This window comes from Photorhabdus machadonis (assembly GCF_052657765.1).
In genome coordinates this window covers 3,901,233-3,920,598 of sequence record NZ_CP199761.1, presented here as the reverse complement: position 1 = coordinate 3,920,598, position 19,366 = coordinate 3,901,233, and the positions used below count along the sequence as shown (strand labels likewise).

At 43.7% G+C, this 19,366-nt stretch carries 16 protein-coding genes and 1 other RNA gene; 12 read left to right on the top strand and 5 right to left on the bottom strand.

The genetic code is table 11. The features are described from left to right. Positions 1-9 precede the first annotated feature (9 nt). The 5 genes from aceF to mscS all read left to right on the top strand — a co-directional run bounded on the left by aceF (position 10) and on the right by mscS (position 9,326). Complete coding sequence (gene aceF, locus ACUN2T_RS18720; RefSeq protein WP_445494509.1) at positions 10-1,602, top strand: pyruvate dehydrogenase complex dihydrolipoyllysine-residue acetyltransferase; 1,593 nt, start codon at positions 10-12, stop codon at positions 1,600-1,602. 206 nt (positions 1,603-1,808) lie between these two features. Beyond that, positions 1,809-3,236 (top strand): dihydrolipoyl dehydrogenase, encoded by a 1,428-nt coding sequence (lpdA, locus tag ACUN2T_RS18715; RefSeq protein ID WP_445497919.1) that lies wholly within the window; start codon positions 1,809-1,811, stop codon positions 3,234-3,236. Positions 3,237-3,687: 451 nt separating this feature from the next. Next, complete coding sequence (acnB, locus tag ACUN2T_RS18710; protein ID WP_445494508.1) at positions 3,688-6,285, top strand: bifunctional aconitate hydratase 2/2-methylisocitrate dehydratase; 2,598 nt, start codon at positions 3,688-3,690, stop codon at positions 6,283-6,285. Between the two features lie 1,671 nt (positions 6,286-7,956). Beyond that, positions 7,957-8,328, top strand: a complete 372-nt coding sequence (locus ACUN2T_RS18705) for a YacL family protein (RefSeq protein ID WP_445497918.1) — start codon at positions 7,957-7,959, stop codon at positions 8,326-8,328. A 125-nt stretch (positions 8,329-8,453) separates the two neighbouring features. Next, the gene (mscS, locus tag ACUN2T_RS18700; protein ID WP_445494507.1) at positions 8,454-9,326 is read left to right on the top strand and encodes a small-conductance mechanosensitive channel MscS; all 873 of its coding nucleotides are present in this window, start codon (positions 8,454-8,456) and stop codon (positions 9,324-9,326) included. Positions 9,327-9,447: 121 nt separating this feature from the next. Here mscS and ACUN2T_RS18695 read toward each other — a convergent pair whose 3' ends face one another. Beyond that, the gene (locus ACUN2T_RS18695; protein ID WP_445494506.1) at positions 9,448-9,828 is read right to left on the bottom strand and encodes a hypothetical protein; all 381 of its coding nucleotides are present in this window, start codon (positions 9,826-9,828) and stop codon (positions 9,448-9,450) included. Positions 9,829-10,063: 235 nt separating this feature from the next. Here ACUN2T_RS18695 and argO point away from each other — a divergent pair, with 235 nt between their 5' ends. Both argO and ACUN2T_RS18685 read left to right on the top strand, forming a co-directional pair. Further along, on the top strand, positions 10,064-10,687 hold the full coding sequence (gene argO, locus ACUN2T_RS18690; protein WP_445494505.1) for an arginine exporter ArgO: 624 nt from the start codon (positions 10,064-10,066) through the stop codon (positions 10,685-10,687). 114 nt (positions 10,688-10,801) lie between these two features. Then, positions 10,802-11,521, top strand: coding sequence for an oxidative stress defense protein (locus ACUN2T_RS18685; protein WP_445494504.1), 720 nt, complete (start codon positions 10,802-10,804; stop codon positions 11,519-11,521). Here ACUN2T_RS18685 and ACUN2T_RS18680 read toward each other — a convergent pair. Then, positions 11,518-12,420, bottom strand: coding sequence for a LysR family transcriptional regulator ArgP (locus tag ACUN2T_RS18680; protein WP_445494503.1), 903 nt, complete (start codon positions 12,418-12,420; stop codon positions 11,518-11,520). The genes ACUN2T_RS18685 and ACUN2T_RS18680 overlap by 4 nt on opposite strands. 125 nt (positions 12,421-12,545) lie before the next feature. Between ACUN2T_RS18680 and rpiA the strand changes: the two genes are divergently transcribed. Together rpiA and serA are read left to right on the top strand one after the other, a co-directional pair. Further along, the gene (gene rpiA, locus ACUN2T_RS18675; RefSeq protein ID WP_445494502.1) at positions 12,546-13,205 is read left to right on the top strand and encodes a ribose-5-phosphate isomerase RpiA; all 660 of its coding nucleotides are present in this window, start codon (positions 12,546-12,548) and stop codon (positions 13,203-13,205) included. A 277-nt stretch (positions 13,206-13,482) separates the two neighbouring features. Next, positions 13,483-14,724 carry a phosphoglycerate dehydrogenase gene (gene serA / locus ACUN2T_RS18670; RefSeq protein ID WP_445494501.1) on the top strand — a complete coding sequence of 414 codons (1,242 nt, stop codon included), beginning with the start codon at positions 13,483-13,485 and terminating at the stop codon, positions 14,722-14,724. 48 nt (positions 14,725-14,772) lie between these two features. Here the strand turns inward: serA and ACUN2T_RS18665 are convergent, their stop codons facing one another. The 3 genes from ACUN2T_RS18665 to zapA all read right to left on the bottom strand — a co-directional run bounded on the left by ACUN2T_RS18665 (position 14,773) and on the right by zapA (position 16,039). Then, positions 14,773-15,369: a 5-formyltetrahydrofolate cyclo-ligase gene (locus ACUN2T_RS18665; protein ID WP_445494500.1), complete on the bottom strand. Its 597-nt coding sequence runs from the start codon at positions 15,367-15,369 to the stop codon at positions 14,773-14,775. A 38-nt stretch (positions 15,370-15,407) separates the two neighbouring features. Then, positions 15,408-15,593, bottom strand: a non-coding RNA gene (ssrS, locus tag ACUN2T_RS18660) — 6S RNA. A gap of 116 nt (positions 15,594-15,709) precedes the next feature. Then, positions 15,710-16,039 (bottom strand): cell division protein ZapA, encoded by a 330-nt coding sequence (gene zapA / locus ACUN2T_RS18655; protein WP_445494499.1) that lies wholly within the window; start codon positions 16,037-16,039, stop codon positions 15,710-15,712. Positions 16,040-16,225: 186 nt separating this feature from the next. On the opposite strand from zapA, the gene ACUN2T_RS18650 reads away from it, so the two are divergent. From ACUN2T_RS18650 to ubiH, 3 genes are read left to right on the top strand one after another with little or no spacing between them, the layout of a single operon-like run. Continuing rightward, entirely contained in the window at positions 16,226-16,801 is a 576-nt protein-coding gene (locus ACUN2T_RS18650) for a YecA/YgfB family protein (RefSeq protein ID WP_445494498.1), read from the top strand. Between the two features lie 48 nt (positions 16,802-16,849). Then, positions 16,850-18,166 carry a Xaa-Pro aminopeptidase gene (pepP, locus tag ACUN2T_RS18645; protein WP_445494497.1) on the top strand — a complete coding sequence of 439 codons (1,317 nt, stop codon included), beginning with the start codon at positions 16,850-16,852 and terminating at the stop codon, positions 18,164-18,166. 8 nt (positions 18,167-18,174) lie between these two features. After that, on the top strand, positions 18,175-19,353 hold the full coding sequence (ubiH, locus tag ACUN2T_RS18640; RefSeq protein WP_445494495.1) for a 2-octaprenyl-6-methoxyphenyl hydroxylase: 1,179 nt from the start codon (positions 18,175-18,177) through the stop codon (positions 19,351-19,353). Positions 19,354-19,366 lie beyond the last annotated feature (13 nt).

The window sequence follows — 19,366 nt, the reverse complement described above, 5'->3', positions numbered from 1 at the left end:
TAAAGATCAATGACTATCAAAATCAACGTACCAGATATCGGTGCAGATGAAGTTGAAGTCACCGAAATCATGGTGAAAGTTGGCGATACAGTGGAAGCTGAACAATCGCTGATCACGGTAGAAGGTGATAAGGCTTCGATGGAAGTTCCATCCCCTCAGGCGGGTGTTGTTAAAGAAATCATCGTTGCGGTTGGCGATAAAGTTGAAACCGGCAAGTTGATGATGATTTTTGCTTCCGCAGAGGGTGCTGTAGAAGCCGCACCTGCTGAAGGATCAGCGGCGATACCATTATCTTCTCGTATGGCAGAACCAGAACCGGTGGTTTCCGTAGCCAAAGATGTTCATGTACCCGATATCGGCGGTGATGAAGTTGAAGTTACCGAAGTGATGGTCAAAGAAGGCGATGCGGTTACAGCAGAACAGTCACTGATCACCGTAGAAGGCGATAAAGCCTCTATGGAAGTACCGGCACCGTTTGCCGGTACGGTTAAAGAGATTAAAATTAAAGCCGGTGATAAAGTGAAAACCGGCTCTATGATCATGGTATTCGAAGTCGTGGGGGCTGTGCCTACTCCTGCGGCCTCTGCTCCAGCTCCAGCGGTTGAATCTGAGAAAGCGGTTCCTGTTCTGGAGAGCAGAAGCTTCGTAGAAGAAGATAAAAACGATTTCATTGAAAATAGTGCTTATGTTCATGCAACACCGGTGATCCGTCGTCTGGCACGTGAATTCGGTGTTAACCTGGCTAAAGTGAAAGGTTCTGGTCGTAAAAGCCGTATTCTGCGTGAAGATATTCAGTCTTACGTGAAAGACGCGATTAAACGTGCTGAATCTGCACCTGCGTCAGCAGGTGGCGGTCTGCCGGGGATGTTGCCTTGGCCGAAAGTGGATTTCAGTAAATTTGGTGAAATTGAAGAAGTTGAACTGGGTCGTATCCAGAAAATTTCGGGTGCTAACCTGAGCCGTAACTGGATGATGATCCCGCATGTTACACAGTTCGATGAAACGGATATCACTGAAGTTGAAAACTTCCGTAAACAGCAGAATCAGGAAGCTGAGAAGAAACAGCTTGGCGTGAAGATCACCCCACTGGTGTTCATCATGAAAGCGGTTGCAAAAGCGATGGAAGAGATGCCGCGTTTTAACAGCTCTATCTCGGCAGATGGTCAGAAACTGACGCTGAAAAAATACATCAACATTGGTGTGGCAGTTGACACTCCTAATGGTTTGGTGGTTCCGGTGTTCCGTGACGTCAATAAGAAAGGTATCATCGACTTATCCCGCGAGCTGACAGCGATGTCTAAGAAAGCCCGCGCTGGTAAACTGACTGCATCTGATATGCAGGGTGGATGCTTTACTATTTCAAGCCTGGGCGGTATCGGTGGCACAGCATTTACGCCAATCGTTAACGCACCGGAAGTGGCTATTTTGGGCGTATCCCGTTCATCCATGAAGCCGGTCTGGAATGGTAAAGAGTTTGTACCACGCCTGATGTTGCCTATGTCACTCTCCTTCGATCACCGTGTGATCGATGGTGCTGATGGTGCACGTTTCATTACATTTATTAATCATGCAATGAGCGATATCCGCCGTCTGGTGATGTAATCTCAAAGGCTGGCCATGTGCCAGCCTGATTGTTATTGCTGTGGCAGGGAAACCGCTTGCATCTGGTTGGTTTGTTGCGAGTTCTGTCACGTTAACGCACTTTTCAGGTTATTAACAATTCTGTAAACTGCTCGCGGTGTGTAAGTCCCGGTGGAATATATCGTTTTTGGCGTCTGACCCGCCGGACAAACAATTAAGAGGTCATGATGAGTACTGAAATTAAAACCCAGGTTGTGGTACTTGGGGCAGGTCCAGCAGGGTATTCTGCTGCTTTTCGTTGCGCGGATTTAGGCTTGGAAACTGTCCTGGTGGAACGTTACTCTACCTTAGGTGGTGTTTGTCTTAACGTTGGTTGTATCCCTTCTAAAGCATTACTTCATGTAGCAAAAGTTATTGAAGAAGCTAAAGCTCTGGCCGCTCACGGCATCGTTTTTGGTGAACCAAAAACTGACATCGAAAAAGTCCGTGTCTGGAAAGAAAAAGTTATCAATCAGCTGACCGGTGGTCTGGCTGGTATGGCTAAAGGCCGCAAAGTTAAAGTTGTTAATGGTGTTGGTAAATTTACCGGTGCTAATACGCTAGTTGTTGAAGGTGAAGGTGGCGCAACAACGATTAATTTTGATAATGCTATTATTGCCGCGGGTTCCCGTCCTATCCAATTACCATTCATCCCTCATGATGACCCTCGTGTATGGGATTCTACAGATGCACTGGCGCTGACAACGGTTCCAGGGCGTCTGCTGGTGATGGGCGGCGGTATTATCGGTCTGGAAATGGGAACGGTTTACCACGCTCTGGGTTCTCAGATTGATGTCGTTGAAATGTTGGATCAGGTGATTCCTGCGGCTGACAAAGATGTCGTGAAAGTATTCACCAAGCGCATTAGTAAGCAATTTAACCTGATGCTGGAAACGAAAGTGACCGTAGTCGAAGCCAAAGAAGATGGTATCTACGTCACGATGGAAGGTAAAAACGCACCGGCAGAACCACAGCGTTATGACGCCGTTCTGGTTGCTATCGGTCGTGTACCTAACGGTAAAATGATGGATGCGGGTAAAGCGGGAGTTGAAGTTGATGACCGTGGTTTTATCCATGTTGATAAGCAAATGCGTACCAATGTACCGCACATTTTTGCTATCGGTGACATCGTTGGTCAACCAATGTTGGCGCATAAAGGTGTTCACGAAGGTCATGTTGCTGCCGAAGTTATCTCCGGTAAGAAACACTACTTCGATCCAAAAGTGATTCCATCCATTGCTTATACTGAACCAGAAGTTGCATGGGTTGGCCTGACTGAGAAAGAAGCGAAAGAGCAAGGTATCAGCTATGAAACGGCAACCTTCCCATGGGCAGCTTCTGGCCGCGCGATCGCTTCTGATTGTGCTGACGGTATGACCAAACTGATTTTTGATAAAGAAAGTAACCGTATTATCGGTGGCGCCATTGTAGGTACTAACGGTGGTGAACTGCTGGGTGAAATCGGTCTGGCAATTGAAATGGGTTGTGATGCAGAGGATATCGCATTGACTATCCATGCACACCCAACGCTGCATGAATCTGTCGGTCTGGCGGCTGAAATCTTTGAAGGTAGCATTACTGACTTGCCAAATGCTAAGGCAAAGAAAAAGAAATAATTTCTTAAATCGCCTGATGTAATTTGACGAAGCGGCTTTCATTTATGGAAGCCGTTTTTTATATCTGGTATTACCTGTTCAAAAAATTTATCCATAAAAAGTATGGTTCTTGTGGATGCGGCTGGTGAAAATCAGCGGAATAATCTGTTTTAACCGCTTTATCTACTATGTATTCAGAATTTTACTATCAGTTAATGTTACTTTTATGTGAACGAATTAACATCGCATTCAAATTTTGGTATGCTGGGTGCCCGAAGCTCGGCGTAACTTAACTTGAACTGATTAGGTTATGCTGGCAATCCTCTGACCTGGCACCCGGAACCATAACTAACAGCCTGTCCCAGTGGGCGTTGCGTTATTGTTGCGAAAACACAATAGCCTGATGATACAGGTTCTAAGGCGGGTGCAGACAGCCGGGTAGATAAATGACAATGAGAGCGAGGAGAAAGTCGTGCTAGAAGAATACCGCAAGCACGTGGCCGAGCGTGCAGTCCACGGCGTCGTCCCTAAGCCACTGGACGCGGCGCAAGCGGCGGCGCTGGTTGAGTTACTGAAGAGCCCACCCAAAGGTGAAGAAGATTTCCTATTAGATCTATTGATTAACCGTATTCCCCCTGGTGTTGATGAAGCAGCATATGTAAAAGCCGGTTTTCTTGCCGCCGTTGTAAAAGGTGAAACTATTTCACCGCTAATCGCGCCAGAAAAAGCGATTGAACTGCTTGGAACTATGCAGGGTGGTTATAATATTCATCCCTTGATTGATGCTCTGGATAATGAAAAGCTGGCTCCTATTGCCGCTGAAGCGCTCTCTCATACTTTGTTGATGTTTGATAACTTCTATGATGTAGAAGAAAAAGCGAAAGCCGGTAATCCACAAGCCAAACAAATTATGCACTCTTGGGCGGATGCACAGTGGTATCTGGAACGCCCTGAATTGGCAGAAAAAATCACAGTTACTGTATTTAAAGTGACTGGTGAAACAAACACTGACGACTTATCGCCTGCACAGGATGCATGGTCACGTCCTGATATTCCATTGCATGCTCTGGCTATGCTGAAAAACGCCCGTGAAGGTATAGAACCTGATCAAGCTGGCATGGTTGGCCCAATCAAACAGATTGAAAAGCTGAATAAGAAAGGCCACCCGTTGGCTTATGTCGGCGATGTGGTTGGTACAGGTTCTTCCCGTAAATCAGCCACTAATTCAGTGCTGTGGTTTATGGGCGAAGATATCCCATTTGTGCCAAACAAGCGCGGTGGTGGCGTTGTTTTGGGCGGTAAAATTGCGCCAATCTTCTTCAATACGATGGAAGATGCCGGTGCATTGCCAATCGAAATAGAGGTTACCAAGCTGAATATGGGTGATGTGATTGATATTTACCCGTATAAAGGCGAAGTACGCAATCACGAGACCAATGAGCTGCTGGCTGAATTTGAACTGAAAACCGATGTGTTGCTGGATGAAGTTCGCGCGGGTGGTCGTATTCCACTGATTATTGGTCGTGGTTTAACCAGTAAGGCGCGGGAGTCGCTTGGCTTACCGCAAAGTGATGTATTCCGTCAGGCGAAAGCGGTTGAGAAAAGTAACCGTGGTTTCTCCTTAGCTCAGAAAATGGTTGGCCGGGCATGTGGCACTGTGGGTATTCGTCCGGGTGAATATTGTGAACCTAAAATGACCTCCGTTGGTTCTCAGGATACTACGGGTCCAATGACCCGTGATGAGCTGAAAGACCTGGCATGTCTGGGCTTCTCTGCGGATTTGGTGATGCAGTCATTCTGCCATACGGCTGCTTATCCTAAGCCGGTTGACGTCACTACCCACCATACTCTGCCGGATTTCATCATGAACCGTGGTGGTGTTTCCCTGCGTCCGGGTGACGGTATCATTCACTCATGGCTAAACCGTATGTTGTTGCCTGATACCGTCGGTACGGGGGGGGATTCTCATACCCGTTTCCCGATAGGTATTTCCTTCCCGGCAGGTTCTGGTTTGGTGGCGTTTGCGGCTGCGACTGGCGTGATGCCTCTGGATATGCCTGAATCTGTGTTGATTCGTTTTAAAGGGCAGATGCAGCCCGGTATCACTTTACGTGATTTGGTACATGCAATTCCTTACTATGCGATTCAGCAAGGTCTTCTGACCGTTGAGAAGAAAGGTAAGAAAAATATTTTCTCTGGTCGTATTCTTGAAATCGAAGGTTTGCCAGAGCTGAAAGTTGAGCAGGCATTTGAACTGGCGGATGCTTCTGCGGAACGCTCTGCGGCAGGTTGTACGATTAAACTGGATAAAGCGCCGATTATCGAATACCTGCAATCCAATATTGTATTGCTGAAATGGATGATGGCGGAAGGTTATGGTGACCGCCGTACACTGGAGCGTCGTGTAGCCGGTATGGAAAGCTGGCTGAAAGATCCTCAACTGCTGGAAGCCGATGCTGATGCGGAATACGCCGCAATTATCGAGATTGATCTGGCTGAAATCAAAGAGCCAATTCTGTGTGCGCCGAATGATCCGGATGATGCGCGTTTGCTGTCTGACGTAGCTAACAGCAAAATCGATGAGGTCTTTATCGGTTCTTGCATGACTAACATTGGTCATTTTCGTGCTGCCGGTAAATTATTGGATCAGCATAAAGGCCAATTGCCAACTCGCTTGTGGGTTGCTCCACCAACCAAGATGGATGCGGCTCAGCTCACTGAAGAGGGTTATTACAGTATCTTTGGTAAGAGTGGGGCGCGGATTGAAATACCGGGTTGTTCCCTGTGTATGGGCAACCAGGCACGTGTTGCTGATGGTGTAACGGTGGTTTCTACTTCAACCCGTAACTTCCCAAACCGTTTAGGAACGGGGGCGAACGTCTATCTGGCATCGGCTGAACTGGCTGCGGTGGCTTCTCTGTTGGGACGTCTGCCTACACCGGAAGAATATCAGCAATTTATGGATAAAGTTGATGAGACAGCAGAAGATACCTACCGTTATCTCAACTTTGACCAACTGAATCAATACACTGAAAAAGCGAATGATGTGATTTTCCAAACTGCTGTGTAATTTTGATATATTGTAATACGAATAAATGGGAGGTAAAAACCTCCCATTTCAAATACAGCTTTTAAGAAAAAATTTTTTTGTCTGTCAGTGTGGTTTTAAAGTCTGGAAAAAATGGCAAGCGTATCATGAAAAAACAGGTAAAAACTTTAATCATTAAAGGTAAAAATAAGTGATTAGGGGTTTTTAAAGTCGAGTGAAAAATTCGATACTATACTGGTGTTGGAAGAGAAAACAGCAGAGAAAATGGGTTTTAAATTGATAAAAAGATGACAAAATAACAGTGTTAATCCAATAACAAGAATATGATATTGGAACGTTTATCAAGATTAACTGTATTAAGAAAATTAGTAGAAAAAAGAATAAAGCGTTTATCGGAATTAAAAATTATTAAATAAATAGGCGCTAATCTTAATGCCATTAACATGTCTATTACTGTTTCTGGTCTTAAATCTAAAAAAATAGAATACAGTAAATGGAAAAACGAGAAAGCCATAAAAATAGCATAATAAAAAAAAGATAAAATGGTTAATTTGACAGAGTTTAAACGCTGAAAAAAGGGGGGGGGGGGTTATTCGAAAAGACATAAAGGGACATCTTTATATCATCAGGCTATTTACTGGTTGATTTATGAAGACAAAATAAAGGGGCGTGATTTATGAAACCTCTCAGGATTGCCAGTAAAACAGCGTCAGTAAAGATAAGAAGCGTGTATGATTAACATCCGTTGAACTTAAAACACGATATACCATGATGATTAAACTTAATAAAAAATCGATGCTAAAAGTGGTAAAAAATCGTTAAAACTTTATACCGATTAAAGCCATAAGTTAAAACAGTGATTTTTAATAGCAGTTTAAAGCCTGTTTTATGATAAAACTATCAGTGAAAAATGAGAAAAAAATTAACTCGGTTAATGTTTATGTCTCTGGGGAAGGATAAATATGAATATCAATATCAATCGGTTAATCAGAAGATATACTTTTCAAAAGGAATCGGTTTTAATAACGTTTTCAACCGGAAATAAAGTTTTTTATAAACTAATTAAATAATCGATGATAAAAAACCACAATACCTTAAATACGCCAGATTAAACTTGCTTTACACGGCTTTAACCCGCCTAACTGTTATCACTTTATTGACCTGCTATTCAGAGTTTATAACCGATAATCGGCACGCCTAAGTGTTTTGAGGCATGCCGATAATACTCGTTATGTTGGTGACTGATTAGCAGAGAGTTGTTTCTGCAATACAAACACTTTCTTCAACGAAAAGGTATGTCGTATCATAATGGCACCTGAAAGCATCTTCTTTTCCCAGACAAAATAGAAAATAAGTCGCTGTATTGCAATATTCTTGAATGTATCTCATCAATCAGAGGCAAAACGTTCGATTTTGCTGTTTTTGTTTCCCTGAGATATTATTAATGATAGTACCATTTTCCTGCTTTGCACAAACTGCCATAAACATACAAGGCTTTGAGGCTGAATTCTCTTCTAATGAATGAAAGTTATAGAGGACATCATATCGGGGATACACATTTCGGTCATCCAAGTGCAGAGCCACACTGTTGTGTCAGTATGGAAATCTCCTATTCTAGCCAGTTTGTAGGCTGATTTGGGGCGGAATTGCTGGGGAAATATTAAAATGAAGAAGAACGCACCGGAGATAATGATGGACTACGAATTTTTGCTGGGCGTCACTGGGCAGGTGACTAGCCGGTTCTCAATGGATCACGAAGCTATTGGTCAGTGGTTGAATGAAGAAGTTAAAGGTGACTTGACTGTGCTGGATAAGATCACCACAGCACTGGCTGAAATTAAGGGCAGTGAACGTCAATGGCAACTTGTGGGTCATGAATATACGCTGCTAATGGATGACGAAGAAGTTATGGTTCGTGCTAATCAGCTTGAGTTTGAAACTGATGAGATGGAAGAAGGCATGAGTTATTACGATAATGAGAGTCTGGCTTTTTGTGGTACGAAGGATTTTATTGATATGTTGTCCGATTATCGGGATTTTATTTTGCGAAAAAACTACTGGTAAGCATTTGTATATAGACAGAATAATTTTCTGGCGCGATAGGTTTTTTTCTTACTATCGATACTTGCTATGAAGAATAGCAATTAGGTAATTTTGTTAATTATAGCTAAATAATCAAGGTGGTTTTAATGGAAGATATCAGTCTGTCTGGTGGTATTAATGAGGCTACAAGCTGGTTTATTAATCATCAGGATTTAATCATTCAGTATCTGGTCAATATGGTTGCTGCTGTTCTGATCCTTGTTTTGGGGTTGATGGCAGCGAAATTAATCAGCAAGGGTGTGAAAAGAGTTATGTCGTTGCGTGGCATTGATGTCACTGTGTCAGATTTCCTGGCTGCGATTGTCCGTTATTCGGTAATTGCGTTTACGATTATCGCTGTTTTGGGCAAATTAGGGGTTCAGACAGCGTCGGTGATTGCGGTTATCGGTGCTGCGGGTTTAGCCGTTGGTTTGGCTTTACAGGGCTCTTTGTCCAACTTTGCTGCTGGTGTATTGTTGGTTGCTTTCCGGCCAATCCGGGCCGGTGAATATGTTATCTTGGGCGCAGTTGAGGGCACTGTGGTTCAGGTGCAGATTTTCTCTACAACATTGCGTACAGCCGATGACAAAATTGTTGTTATCCCGAATGGGAAAATTATTGCAGATAATGTTATTAATACCAGCCGTGAACCGAACCGCCGGACGCAAATAATGGTCGGTGTTGCCTATAATGCGGATATTGATGAAGTCAAAAAAGTACTGGGTGATGTTATTGCGGCAGACAGCCGTATTCAGCATGATCGCGGTGTAACAATCCGTTTGCATGAAATGGCACCTTCTTCGCTGAATTTTGTTGTGCGTGTATGGACGATCAATGGTGATGCTTGGGATGTTTATTGGGACTTGATGGAAAACTTTAAACGTACATTGGATAAACACAATATCGGTATTCCTTATCCGCAAATGGATGTTTATTTGCATCAGAATCAGGCTGCGGCTCAAAATAAAATGAGTGGTTAGTCAAATGATAGATTTGGTGATAATCACCCGATTGTGTGAAGAAGTTATAAGCTTTTGCCTGTAAATTCGTACCGCGCCGTGAATGGCGCGGACGATCCAAGCCTATTCCACCAGATTTATTTTATTGACATAAGGTATCAAAATTGTTTTTAACAAAATCATCGTTGATATCTTCTGTCAGCGTTATTTTCTTGTTGTCGGGTAAACAAAGTACAGCAGCTAAAACACTTGAATCGTGTAAATTAATATCGGCAGCAACGGACCCATAGCCTTTTTCACCTTGTATTTTAAGGATAAAGCGTTCACAGCCTTTTTTACATAAGAAAGGTTGATAATTACTGAGCTCTACATCGGTAATATTTGCTGTACCAATATAGTATTCAATTATTTCAGATTGGTTTAATATTTTTTCAACATCATTCCGAAGTAAATAGTAGCTTCTGATAGTGAGTGCAGTAATAATAATGACCGCGAACAACATGAAACCAGTAATTTTTTTCAAAATAACCTCTTCCTCTTATTCTTACAGAATTAATCGATTAATTAATGTCTTAAGTGTGTATTTGCCTAATTTCCTTTGAGTTAACTAAATATTTTTCCTGTCACAGCCGGTTTTTTAGCTGACTATTAAAATTTCTTATGATCGATTAGAAGCATTTATTTCCTCTAATGCGCTATTCTTCTTAATATTCTGAACATTGGAAGGGCAAAGTGAATAATTATTGAGGAGTTTTTTTATGTTATCGACATTTGTGCAGGGTTTTTTTCTCAGTGCTGCAATGATTTTGCCTCTTGGTCCACAAAATGCCTTTGTTATGCAGCAAGGGAGCCGAAGACAATTCCATCTGATGAGTGCAACTTTGTGTGCTATCAGCGATGGTTTTCTGATTGGTGCCGGCGTATTTGGCGGGAGTGCATTGCTTGGGCAGTCAACTTTACTACTGCAATTTGTCACTTGGGGAGGGGTTGCTTTTTTATTGTGGTATGGCTGGAGAGCTTTTCGTGTGGCCCTGCTTGCGAATGCGGCACTCACACAGACTGACAATATCGTGAGGGGTCGCTGGCGGGTAATTGCAATTATCTTTGCTGTCACTTGGTTAAATCCACATGTTTATCTGGATACCCTGGTTATATTGGGCAGTATTGGTGGTCAATTATCTTCAGAACTCAGGCCCTGGTTTACTTTTGGTGCGGCAAGCGCTTCCATTAGCTGGTTTTTTGCTCTGGCATTCCTCGCTGCCTGGTTTTCACCCATACTGAGTAAGCCACGTTCTCAACGAATTATTAATGGATTTATCTGTATTGTCATGTGGTATATCGCCTGGCAACTTGCTAAACAGGGATTGATAATTTCTGGTTAACCTGGACACTTCTTTTGCATACAGTGTGTGTGTTAGTGTTTTATTTATCCCATGAATATTTCGGTTTTTCCGGGGATAAACTCTTTTTGTAACAGATTTTCTACGGAGGTTGTGGTGAAATTAAAATCTTTAGGGCTGGCTGCAATGTTAAGTGCAGGAGGTGTACCTCTCTCTGCGCAGGCAGCTGATTTACCCGTGGTCCCTCATATTGTGACTTCTGGTAATGCGGTAATTAAAGCAGAACCGGATATGGCAACGTTGATGATTAACGTCAATATTTCTGCCAAAGATGCTTCTGGTGCTAAAAAACAGGTTGATGAGCTTGTTGCTAAGTATTTTGATTTTCTAAAAGAGAATGGTATTGAAAAGAAAGATATTAATGCGGCAAATCTGCGTACTCAACCTGACTATGACTATGATAGAGAATCTGACAAGTCTGTGCTGAAAGGTTATCGTGCAATCCGTTCGGTGGAAGTGAAGGTCCATCAGTTGGATCATCTTAATATTCTGCTTGATGGTGCATTAAAAGCTGGCTTGAATGAGATCTCATCCGTTCAGTTTGGTGTGGACGATCCACAAAAATATCGTGAGGAAGCCCGACAGAAAGCCATTCAGAATGCGATTGAGCAGGCTGATGTATTAGCGAAAGGCTTTAACAGTAAATTGGGCCCGATATACAGCATCAATTATCGAGCACCAGATATTTCCTATATGAAATACCACAATAATGATGTCGTGCTGGCGGGAAGTGCTGCTGGTGTGAATGAAACTTACCAACAGGACACCATCAGTTTTAGTGATCAGGTTGATGTTGTGTTTGAGCTAAAACCTTAATCCGTGTCATCTTGTCTTAACATCTGACGCCCAATTTTCAACAGGGCGTCAGTCACTTTTTTCATTGTTCTGCTTTCCGGTGCGAAGCGATGCCAATAGAGCATCCGGCGCTGATATAAACCTGGTGTCAGGTCGAGCAGTTTGCCCTTTTTCAGTTCCTGATCAATTTGTAAATGAGGGATCATACAACAAGTAGAACCCTGTTTTGCCAGTTGCACAAAAGCTTCAGATGAGTTGACGATATGGCATGGAACACTGCCCGGCGATAAATCGAAGTTCTGTTGTAAAAATGCTTGATGCATATCATCCAGATGGTCGAATGCTACTGCGGGTGCTTTCAGTAATGCTGAACGGGTAACCCCATTTGGAAAATATCGGGTAGCAAATTCTGGTGACGCAACAAACAGGTAATCCAGTGCTCCTAGTTTATCCACCAGACAACCAGGTAATGGTTGCGGTTGAATACTGACTGCACCAACGACTTCACCTCTTCTTAATTGCTCTTGAGTACGGGTTTCATCTTCAACCTGAATATTCAGCCGAATCGGTAAATCATCGAGCACAGGGTGCAATGCCGGTAACAGCCAGGTTGCCAGGCTATCGGCGTTAACTGCCAGTGAAAGCAGCAGCGGAGTATCTGTACCCGATTCATCACCTAGCCATTGTTCTTCCAGTAATTCTACTTGATGCAGTAGCGCCAGCAGCTTTTGCCCTTGTTCGGTGGGGCGTGGAGGAACGGTGCGCACTAACAGAGGCTGACCGAACAGATTTTCCAACTGCTTGATACGTTGAGAAACTGCGGACTGAGTGATACAGAGTTTCTGGGCTGCACGTTCGAAACCACGCTCACGGATCACAGCGTCCAAGGCTTGCAGTGTTCGGTAATCAGGGCGTTTCATTACAGAAAGATTCTCCATTGATTGTTTGCATAGCACTATGCCATATTTTTCCGGTGGATGAGGTAAATTATTGTTTATACTAGCTGACAGGCTTTCCTTGTAACTGATATAGGTTGTGAATTGATATGACTCAGGACGAACTGAAAAAAGCAGTAGGTTGGGCAGCGCTCGAATTTGTCACTCCCGGAACGGTTGTCGGTGTGGGAACGGGTTCAACGGCTTCGCATTTTATTGATGCTCTTGGCTCAATTAAAGACCAGATTAAAGGGGCGGTATCCAGCTCTGAGGCTTCTACCGAAAAGTTAAAAAGCTTGGGAATTCCTGTATTCGATTGTAATGAAGTGGATTCTCTTGATATTTATGTTGATGGCGCGGATGAAATCAATGGCAATATGCAGATGATTAAAGGCGGTGGTGCCGCATTGACTCGCGAAAAAATTATTTCTGCAATCGCGAAGAAATTCGTTTGTATTGTTGATTCTTCGAAGAAAGTTGATGTCTTGGGTAAATTCCCTCTACCGGTTGAAGTGATCCCGATGGCTCGTTCATATGTTGCCCGTGAATTGGTTAAATTGGGTGGCTTACCAGAATATCGCCAGAATGTTGTGACTGATAACGGTAATGTGATCTTGGATGTGCATAATTTAGCAATTCTCGATCCTGTTGAGTTAGAGAATAAAATTAATCGTATCGCCGGTGTCGTCACTGTCGGTCTGTTTGCTAACCGTGGTGCGGATGTTGTATTGATGGGAACATTAGATGGTGTGAAAACCATCACCCAATAATATTGCTCACAGAGGGCGGAATCTTTCGCCCTTAAAAATTTTTTACTTTTAATAATCAGTGGAAATTTAGTGATATATCTCATTTATCTGATTATTAGATAATCTAAATTCTGACTTTATTCTTCTCCATATCATTTTATTCCGCACAATAACTATTTTATTAAGACTGATTTGGCAGGAATAGCAATCGTTTGTATTGCCGTGTCTGTTTTTTTTGTTATGTTGAGAGAATGAATCTTAAATGTAATGAAAATTGACGTAACAATAGGCAGGGTAAATGGTTAAGGTATCTCTGGAAAAAGATAAGATTAAATTTTTGCTATTGGAAGGCGTGCATCAGAGCACGGTGGAAAACCTGCGGGGAGCGGGCTATAGCAATATCGAATATCATAAAGGGGCGTTAGATTCCCAGGTATTAAAAGAGGCAATTCGTGATGCCCATTTTGTTGGGATCCGTTCTCGCACACAATTGACAGAAGACATTTTCCAGGCAGCCGAAAAATTGGTTGCTGTGGGTTGCTTCTGTATCGGCACCAACCAGGTTGATCTGAAAGCAGCGGCCAAACGGGGTATCCCCGTCTTTAACGCGCCATTTTCTAATACCCGCTCTGTTGCAGAAATGGTACTTGGTGAGCTGTTGTTACTACTGCGCCGTATTCCTTTAGCGAATGCTAAAGCGCATCGTGGCGTATGGGATAAACAGGCTAAGGGCTGTTATGAAGTGCGTGGTAAAAAACTGGGTATTATCGGTTACGGTCATATTGGTACTCAGCTTGGTATTTTGGCTGAAAGTATCGGTATGGATGTCTACTTCTACGATATTGAGAACAAACTGCCATTAGGTAACACTCATCAGATTCGTCATTTGTCCGAATTACTGAATATGAGTGATGTGGTCAGTTTACACGTACCAGAAACGCCATCAACGAAGAATATGATGGGTACGCAGGAACTGGCATTGATGAAACCGGGTTCTATCCTGATCAATGCTTCACGCGGAACGGTGGTGGATATTCCGGCATTGTGTGATGCTCTGGAAAGTGAACACCTGTCAGGGGCGGCTATAGATGTATTCCCGGTTGAACCCGCGACCAATAATGATCCGTTTGAGTCGCCTTTGCTTAAATTTGATAACGTATTGCTGACTCCACATATCGGTGGTTCTACACAGGAAGCGCAGGAAAACATTGGTTATGAAGTGGCAGGAAAGCTAGCGAAATATTCTGATAATGGTTCTACCTTATCAGCCGTCAACTTCCCGGAAGTTTCTCTTCCTGCTCATGCTGATGATACCAACCGGTTTTTACATATTCATGAAAATCGTCCGGGTATATTGAATAGTATTAACCAGGTGTTTGCTGAACAGGATATTAATATCGCTGCTCAGTACCTGCGTACCAGCGGGGATATGGGATATGTGGTGATTGATATTGTGACTGAGAACCCTGCTCAGGCTGAAATGGTATTGCAGGAACTGAAAGCTTTGCCGGGTACTATTCGTTCTCGCCTGCTTTACTGATTATTTTGCTATGCCGTAAATGGGCGCATTGTGTAAGGTGCCCATTTTTTACTGCCATTGCCAGATTTTTTCGGGAGTGATGATTTCCGGTAATGGGATATCCCACTTGTCTGAAGGTAATGTATCGACTAATTGGCAGTTATGAGCCAAGCCAATTGGATAGAAATTTTTTTGTTGCCATTGGCTCAATGTACGATCGTAAAAGCCACCTCCCATTCCAAGTCGCTGTCCTGTGTGGTCGAAAGCAACCAGCGGGATCATCATGATATCCAGCTCAGATAAGGGTAAGAGCTGCTGAACATCCAGTGGGGGCTCTTCTATATTGAAACGATTTCTGACCAGTTGTGTATTTAGCTGATAGTTTAAAAACAGCAGATGGTGGCGACTGAAAGGGTGCAATACAGGTAAATAGATCTGTTTGTTTTGTTGCCAGAGCTGGTTAATAAGTGGACGGGTATCAAGTTCACCATCAAATGAAAGAAACAGTGCGATTTTATTGGCTTGGTAAATTCTGGGGTGGTTGACAACTTTCTCTGCGGCTTGGTTTGCAAAAAGGGCTTGTTGTTCAGGAGTGAGCTCACGACGTTGCTGGCGTATTTTCTTTCTGATGTTTTGTCTGAGTGATAACAAGTGATCTGATGGCATGGAACCTGGCCGGTTAATGCGAGCAGTGATTAAAATTGGGGTTCTCCAAGATGCCGTTACAGGTAGTAACCCTTGAACCCTTGGTTCAAGGTGAACGCAGCGTCGCATCCATAAGGCTTCTCGGACGGACCGAGCATGCACACCGACTGCGGAGCACTACATTCTATCATGTATGAAATATCGGCTCAGGGGACTTTCCCCGTTCACGAACATCTCAGAGAAATTTATTCAGCGCTTACGCTTACTAAGCAACCTTATAACCTATTGTATGAAACTAAATACAGAAAGCAACTAAATTATAGAGTGATCTACTCACTAATGTATGATTTATCAATAGAATTCATCCATTTGATGCAATAGTACGCTCAGTAATACGACCTTGCTCCACTAATGCTTGTTCTATAGTCTGTTGAAGCATCTTTATTTTTTGTTCCATATTGTAGGCATAGTCACGGGTTTTCACTTTTTCTTGTGCCAGCTCATGACAGATATTCAGTGCCACAATAAAAACCAGTTGTTCAGTATTGGTTACTCTGGTGCGTTCTTTTAAATCTTCTAAACGTTGTTCAAGTTCCACCGCGGCAGCCAGCAATGCTTCTTTCTGCTCTGATGGACAATTGACACGTAATGACCGCCCAAAAATCTGGATATCTACTGGTTGTGCAGACATGACCCCTTCCTGACTTATTACTGCGTCCTGGCTTTCATTCTTGATGACAGGATAAAGCAAGACGCCAATCATTACAGTGCGATACCGACAGACAACTCACGATTAGCGATGGCTGCTGTCTGGTATAGCGACTCCCCTTGGTGGTAGCATAGCATGAACTTACACCGTCAACGATGACCAATACACATGTCTATACAGAATTCATTACCAGATTATCAATCTTTTAACGAAATATTGCATCAGCAGTCAGTAGCGTTGACAGCGGCTGAGATGCATGGGTTGATTAGTGGCTTGCTGTGCGGTGGTAACCGTGATAGTAGTTGGCAAGCTTTAGTTCATGATTTAGCCAATGATGGACTGGCTTTTTCCCATCCATTGGCTCAACAATTGCGTGAATTACGTGAAATTACATTTGAATCATTGGATGACAGTCATTTTTCATTCCATTTATTGTTACCCGATGAGGAAGGTAATGTGTTTGAACGAGCAGATGCCCTGGCTGGATGGGTAAACCATTTTTTGCTGGGATTGGGAGTTGCGCAACCAAAATTCACAGATAAAAAAGAGGTCAGTGAGATTGTGGGTGACTTGCGTAATATTGGTCTGCTTGGCTATGAAGAAGGTGAGGATCAAGAAGAGCTGGCTCAGGCACTGGAAGAGGTTCTTGAGTATGTACGGGTTGCCGCGCAGCTTTGCTATATCGCTTTTACTCAGCCTAAAGTTGTTTCAATTGCAAAAAATGATAAGCCAACATTGCATTAATTGCTGTTTATGGAACTCAAAATAATTAACTAAGTCGCAGGAGAGGGTATGATCAAACAAGAATATTTATCCCGCCGTCAGGCTTTACTGGCAAAAATGGCTCCGGCCAGCGCAGCGATTATTTTTTCTGCCCCACCTGCGCCACGAAATTCGGATAATGAATATCCCTATCGCCAGCACAGCGATTTTCTTTATTTGACTGGATTTAATGAACCAGAAGCTGCGCTGATATTAATCAAAAGTGATGATACGCATAATCATAGTGTTCTTTTTAATCGAACGCGTGACTTGACGGCGGAAATTTGGTTTGGCCGCCGTCTTGGGCAAGAAGCGGCACCGGAAAAACTGGGTATTGACCGGGCTTTGCCTTTTGATGATATCCAGGAAGAGCTTTATCAGTTGTTAAATGGCCTGAATGTGGTTTATCACGCACAGGGTGAATTTGCCTATGCGGATGACATTGTCTTCCATGCGCTGGATACACTAAGAAAAGGTGGCCGCCGTAATCTTTCAGCACCTTTAACGATAACTGACTGGCGTCCTTGGGTACATGAAATGCGGTTATTCAAATCCAAGGCAGAAATTGAAATTATGCGTCGGGCCGGTGAAATTAGCGCACTGGCGCATATGCGTGCGATGAAAATTTGCCGTCCAGGCATGTTTGAATATCAACTGGAAGCTGAAATTCATCATGAATTTACCTATCAGGGTGCGCGTTACCCTTCTTACAACACGATTGTCGGGAGTGGTGAAAACGGTTGTATTCTGCACTACACCGAGAACGAAAGCAGGATGAAAGAGGGTGACCTGGTGTTGATTGATGCAGGTTGTGAATATCTGGGGTATGCCGGAGATATCACTCGTACTTTCCCGGTGAATGGCAAGTTTACCCGTGCTCAGCGTGAAATTTACGATATCGTACTGAAAACGCTGAAAGTTTCATTGGAGCTGTATAAGCCGGGTACCAGCATCAACAAAGTAACAGAACATGTTGTACGGATTATGGTGGAAGAGCTGGTGAAACTAGGCATTATGCACGGTGAGGTTGAACATTTAATCGAAACCAAAGCCTATCGCCAGTTCTTTATGCATGGTCTCAGTCATTGGCTGGGACTGGATGTGCATGATGTTGGACACTATGGCGCAGAACGTGACCGTATTCTGGCACCGGGAATGGTATTAACGGTTGAACCCGGGCTTTATATTGCACCGGATGCCGATGTGGCGCTGGAGTATCGTGGTATCGGAATCCGTATTGAAGATGACATTTTGATCACGGAAACCGGTAACGAAAACCTGACAGCCAGTGTGATTAAAGAAGCTGATGAGATTGAAGCTCTGATGGCGAAAGCAAAACAGGGTTAAGCTAAGATATGAACGTGATTATCGTTGGAGGGGGCATGACCGGCGCGACACTAGCGCTGGCGATATCTTCCCTGAGTAAGGGGCGGATTCATGTTTCCCTGATTGAAGCAGCAGAGCCGGAGCAGAAACATCCCGGCTTTGATGCCAGAGCGATAGCGCTGGCTTACGGTACGTGTCAGCGTTTACAACAGATCGGGGTTTGGTCTGCTCTGGAAGATTATGTGATACCAATAACTCACGTTCATGTTAGTGATCGTGGTCATGCAGGGTTTGTGAACCTTTATGCAAAAGAATATCACATTCCGGCTTTAGGCAATGTTGTCGAACTGTATGATGCAGGCAAGTGTTTGTTCGGCTTACTGAAAAATGCTCCTGGTGTGACACTGTATTGTCCATCCAAGGTTCTGACCGTTGAAAGAACGATATCATCAGTAACCGTTACTCTGGACAGTGGCGATCAACTGCAAGGTGAATTGCTGGTAGCCGCAGATGGCAGTCATTCCGCGATTGGTCAAGCTTGTAATATTCAGTGGCAACAGCACCTTTATGAACAGAGTGCCGTGATTACTAATGTGTTGACGTCAGAGCATCCACAGGGCAGGGCATTTGAACGTTTCACAGAATATGGCCCACTGGCTTTGCTGCCAATGTCTGGGGGGCGGAGTTCGCTGGTATGGTGCCATCATTTGGATCGGCGAAAAGAAATAGCTGGCTGGAATAATGAGCAGTTTCTGAGGCAGTTACAGCGGGCATTTGGCTGGCGACTGGGCAAAATGTTGGAAACTGGCTGGCGCCACAGTTATCCACTCACACTATCCACTGCAAATCAACAAGTCAGCCACCGATTAGCGCTGGTGGGTAATGCTGCACAAACATTACATCCGATCGCCGGTCAGGGTTTTAATCTTGGTATGCGCGATGTGATGACACTGGCTCAGATTGTTTCTGAGGCTTTTGCGGCTGGTCAGGATATTGGTGCTTACCCGGTTTTGGCTAATTATCAGCAGCAACGGGTTTTAGATCAGGAAAATACCATTGGTATTACTGATGGATTGATACGGATATTTGCCAATCGTTATTTTCCATTAAGAATTGGGCGTAATCTTGGCTTGATGGCGATGGAAAAATTCTCTCCTGTGCGGGATATGCTGGCCCGTCAGACTCTGGGCTGGGTCGTCCAAAGATAATTGCAGATAAAGC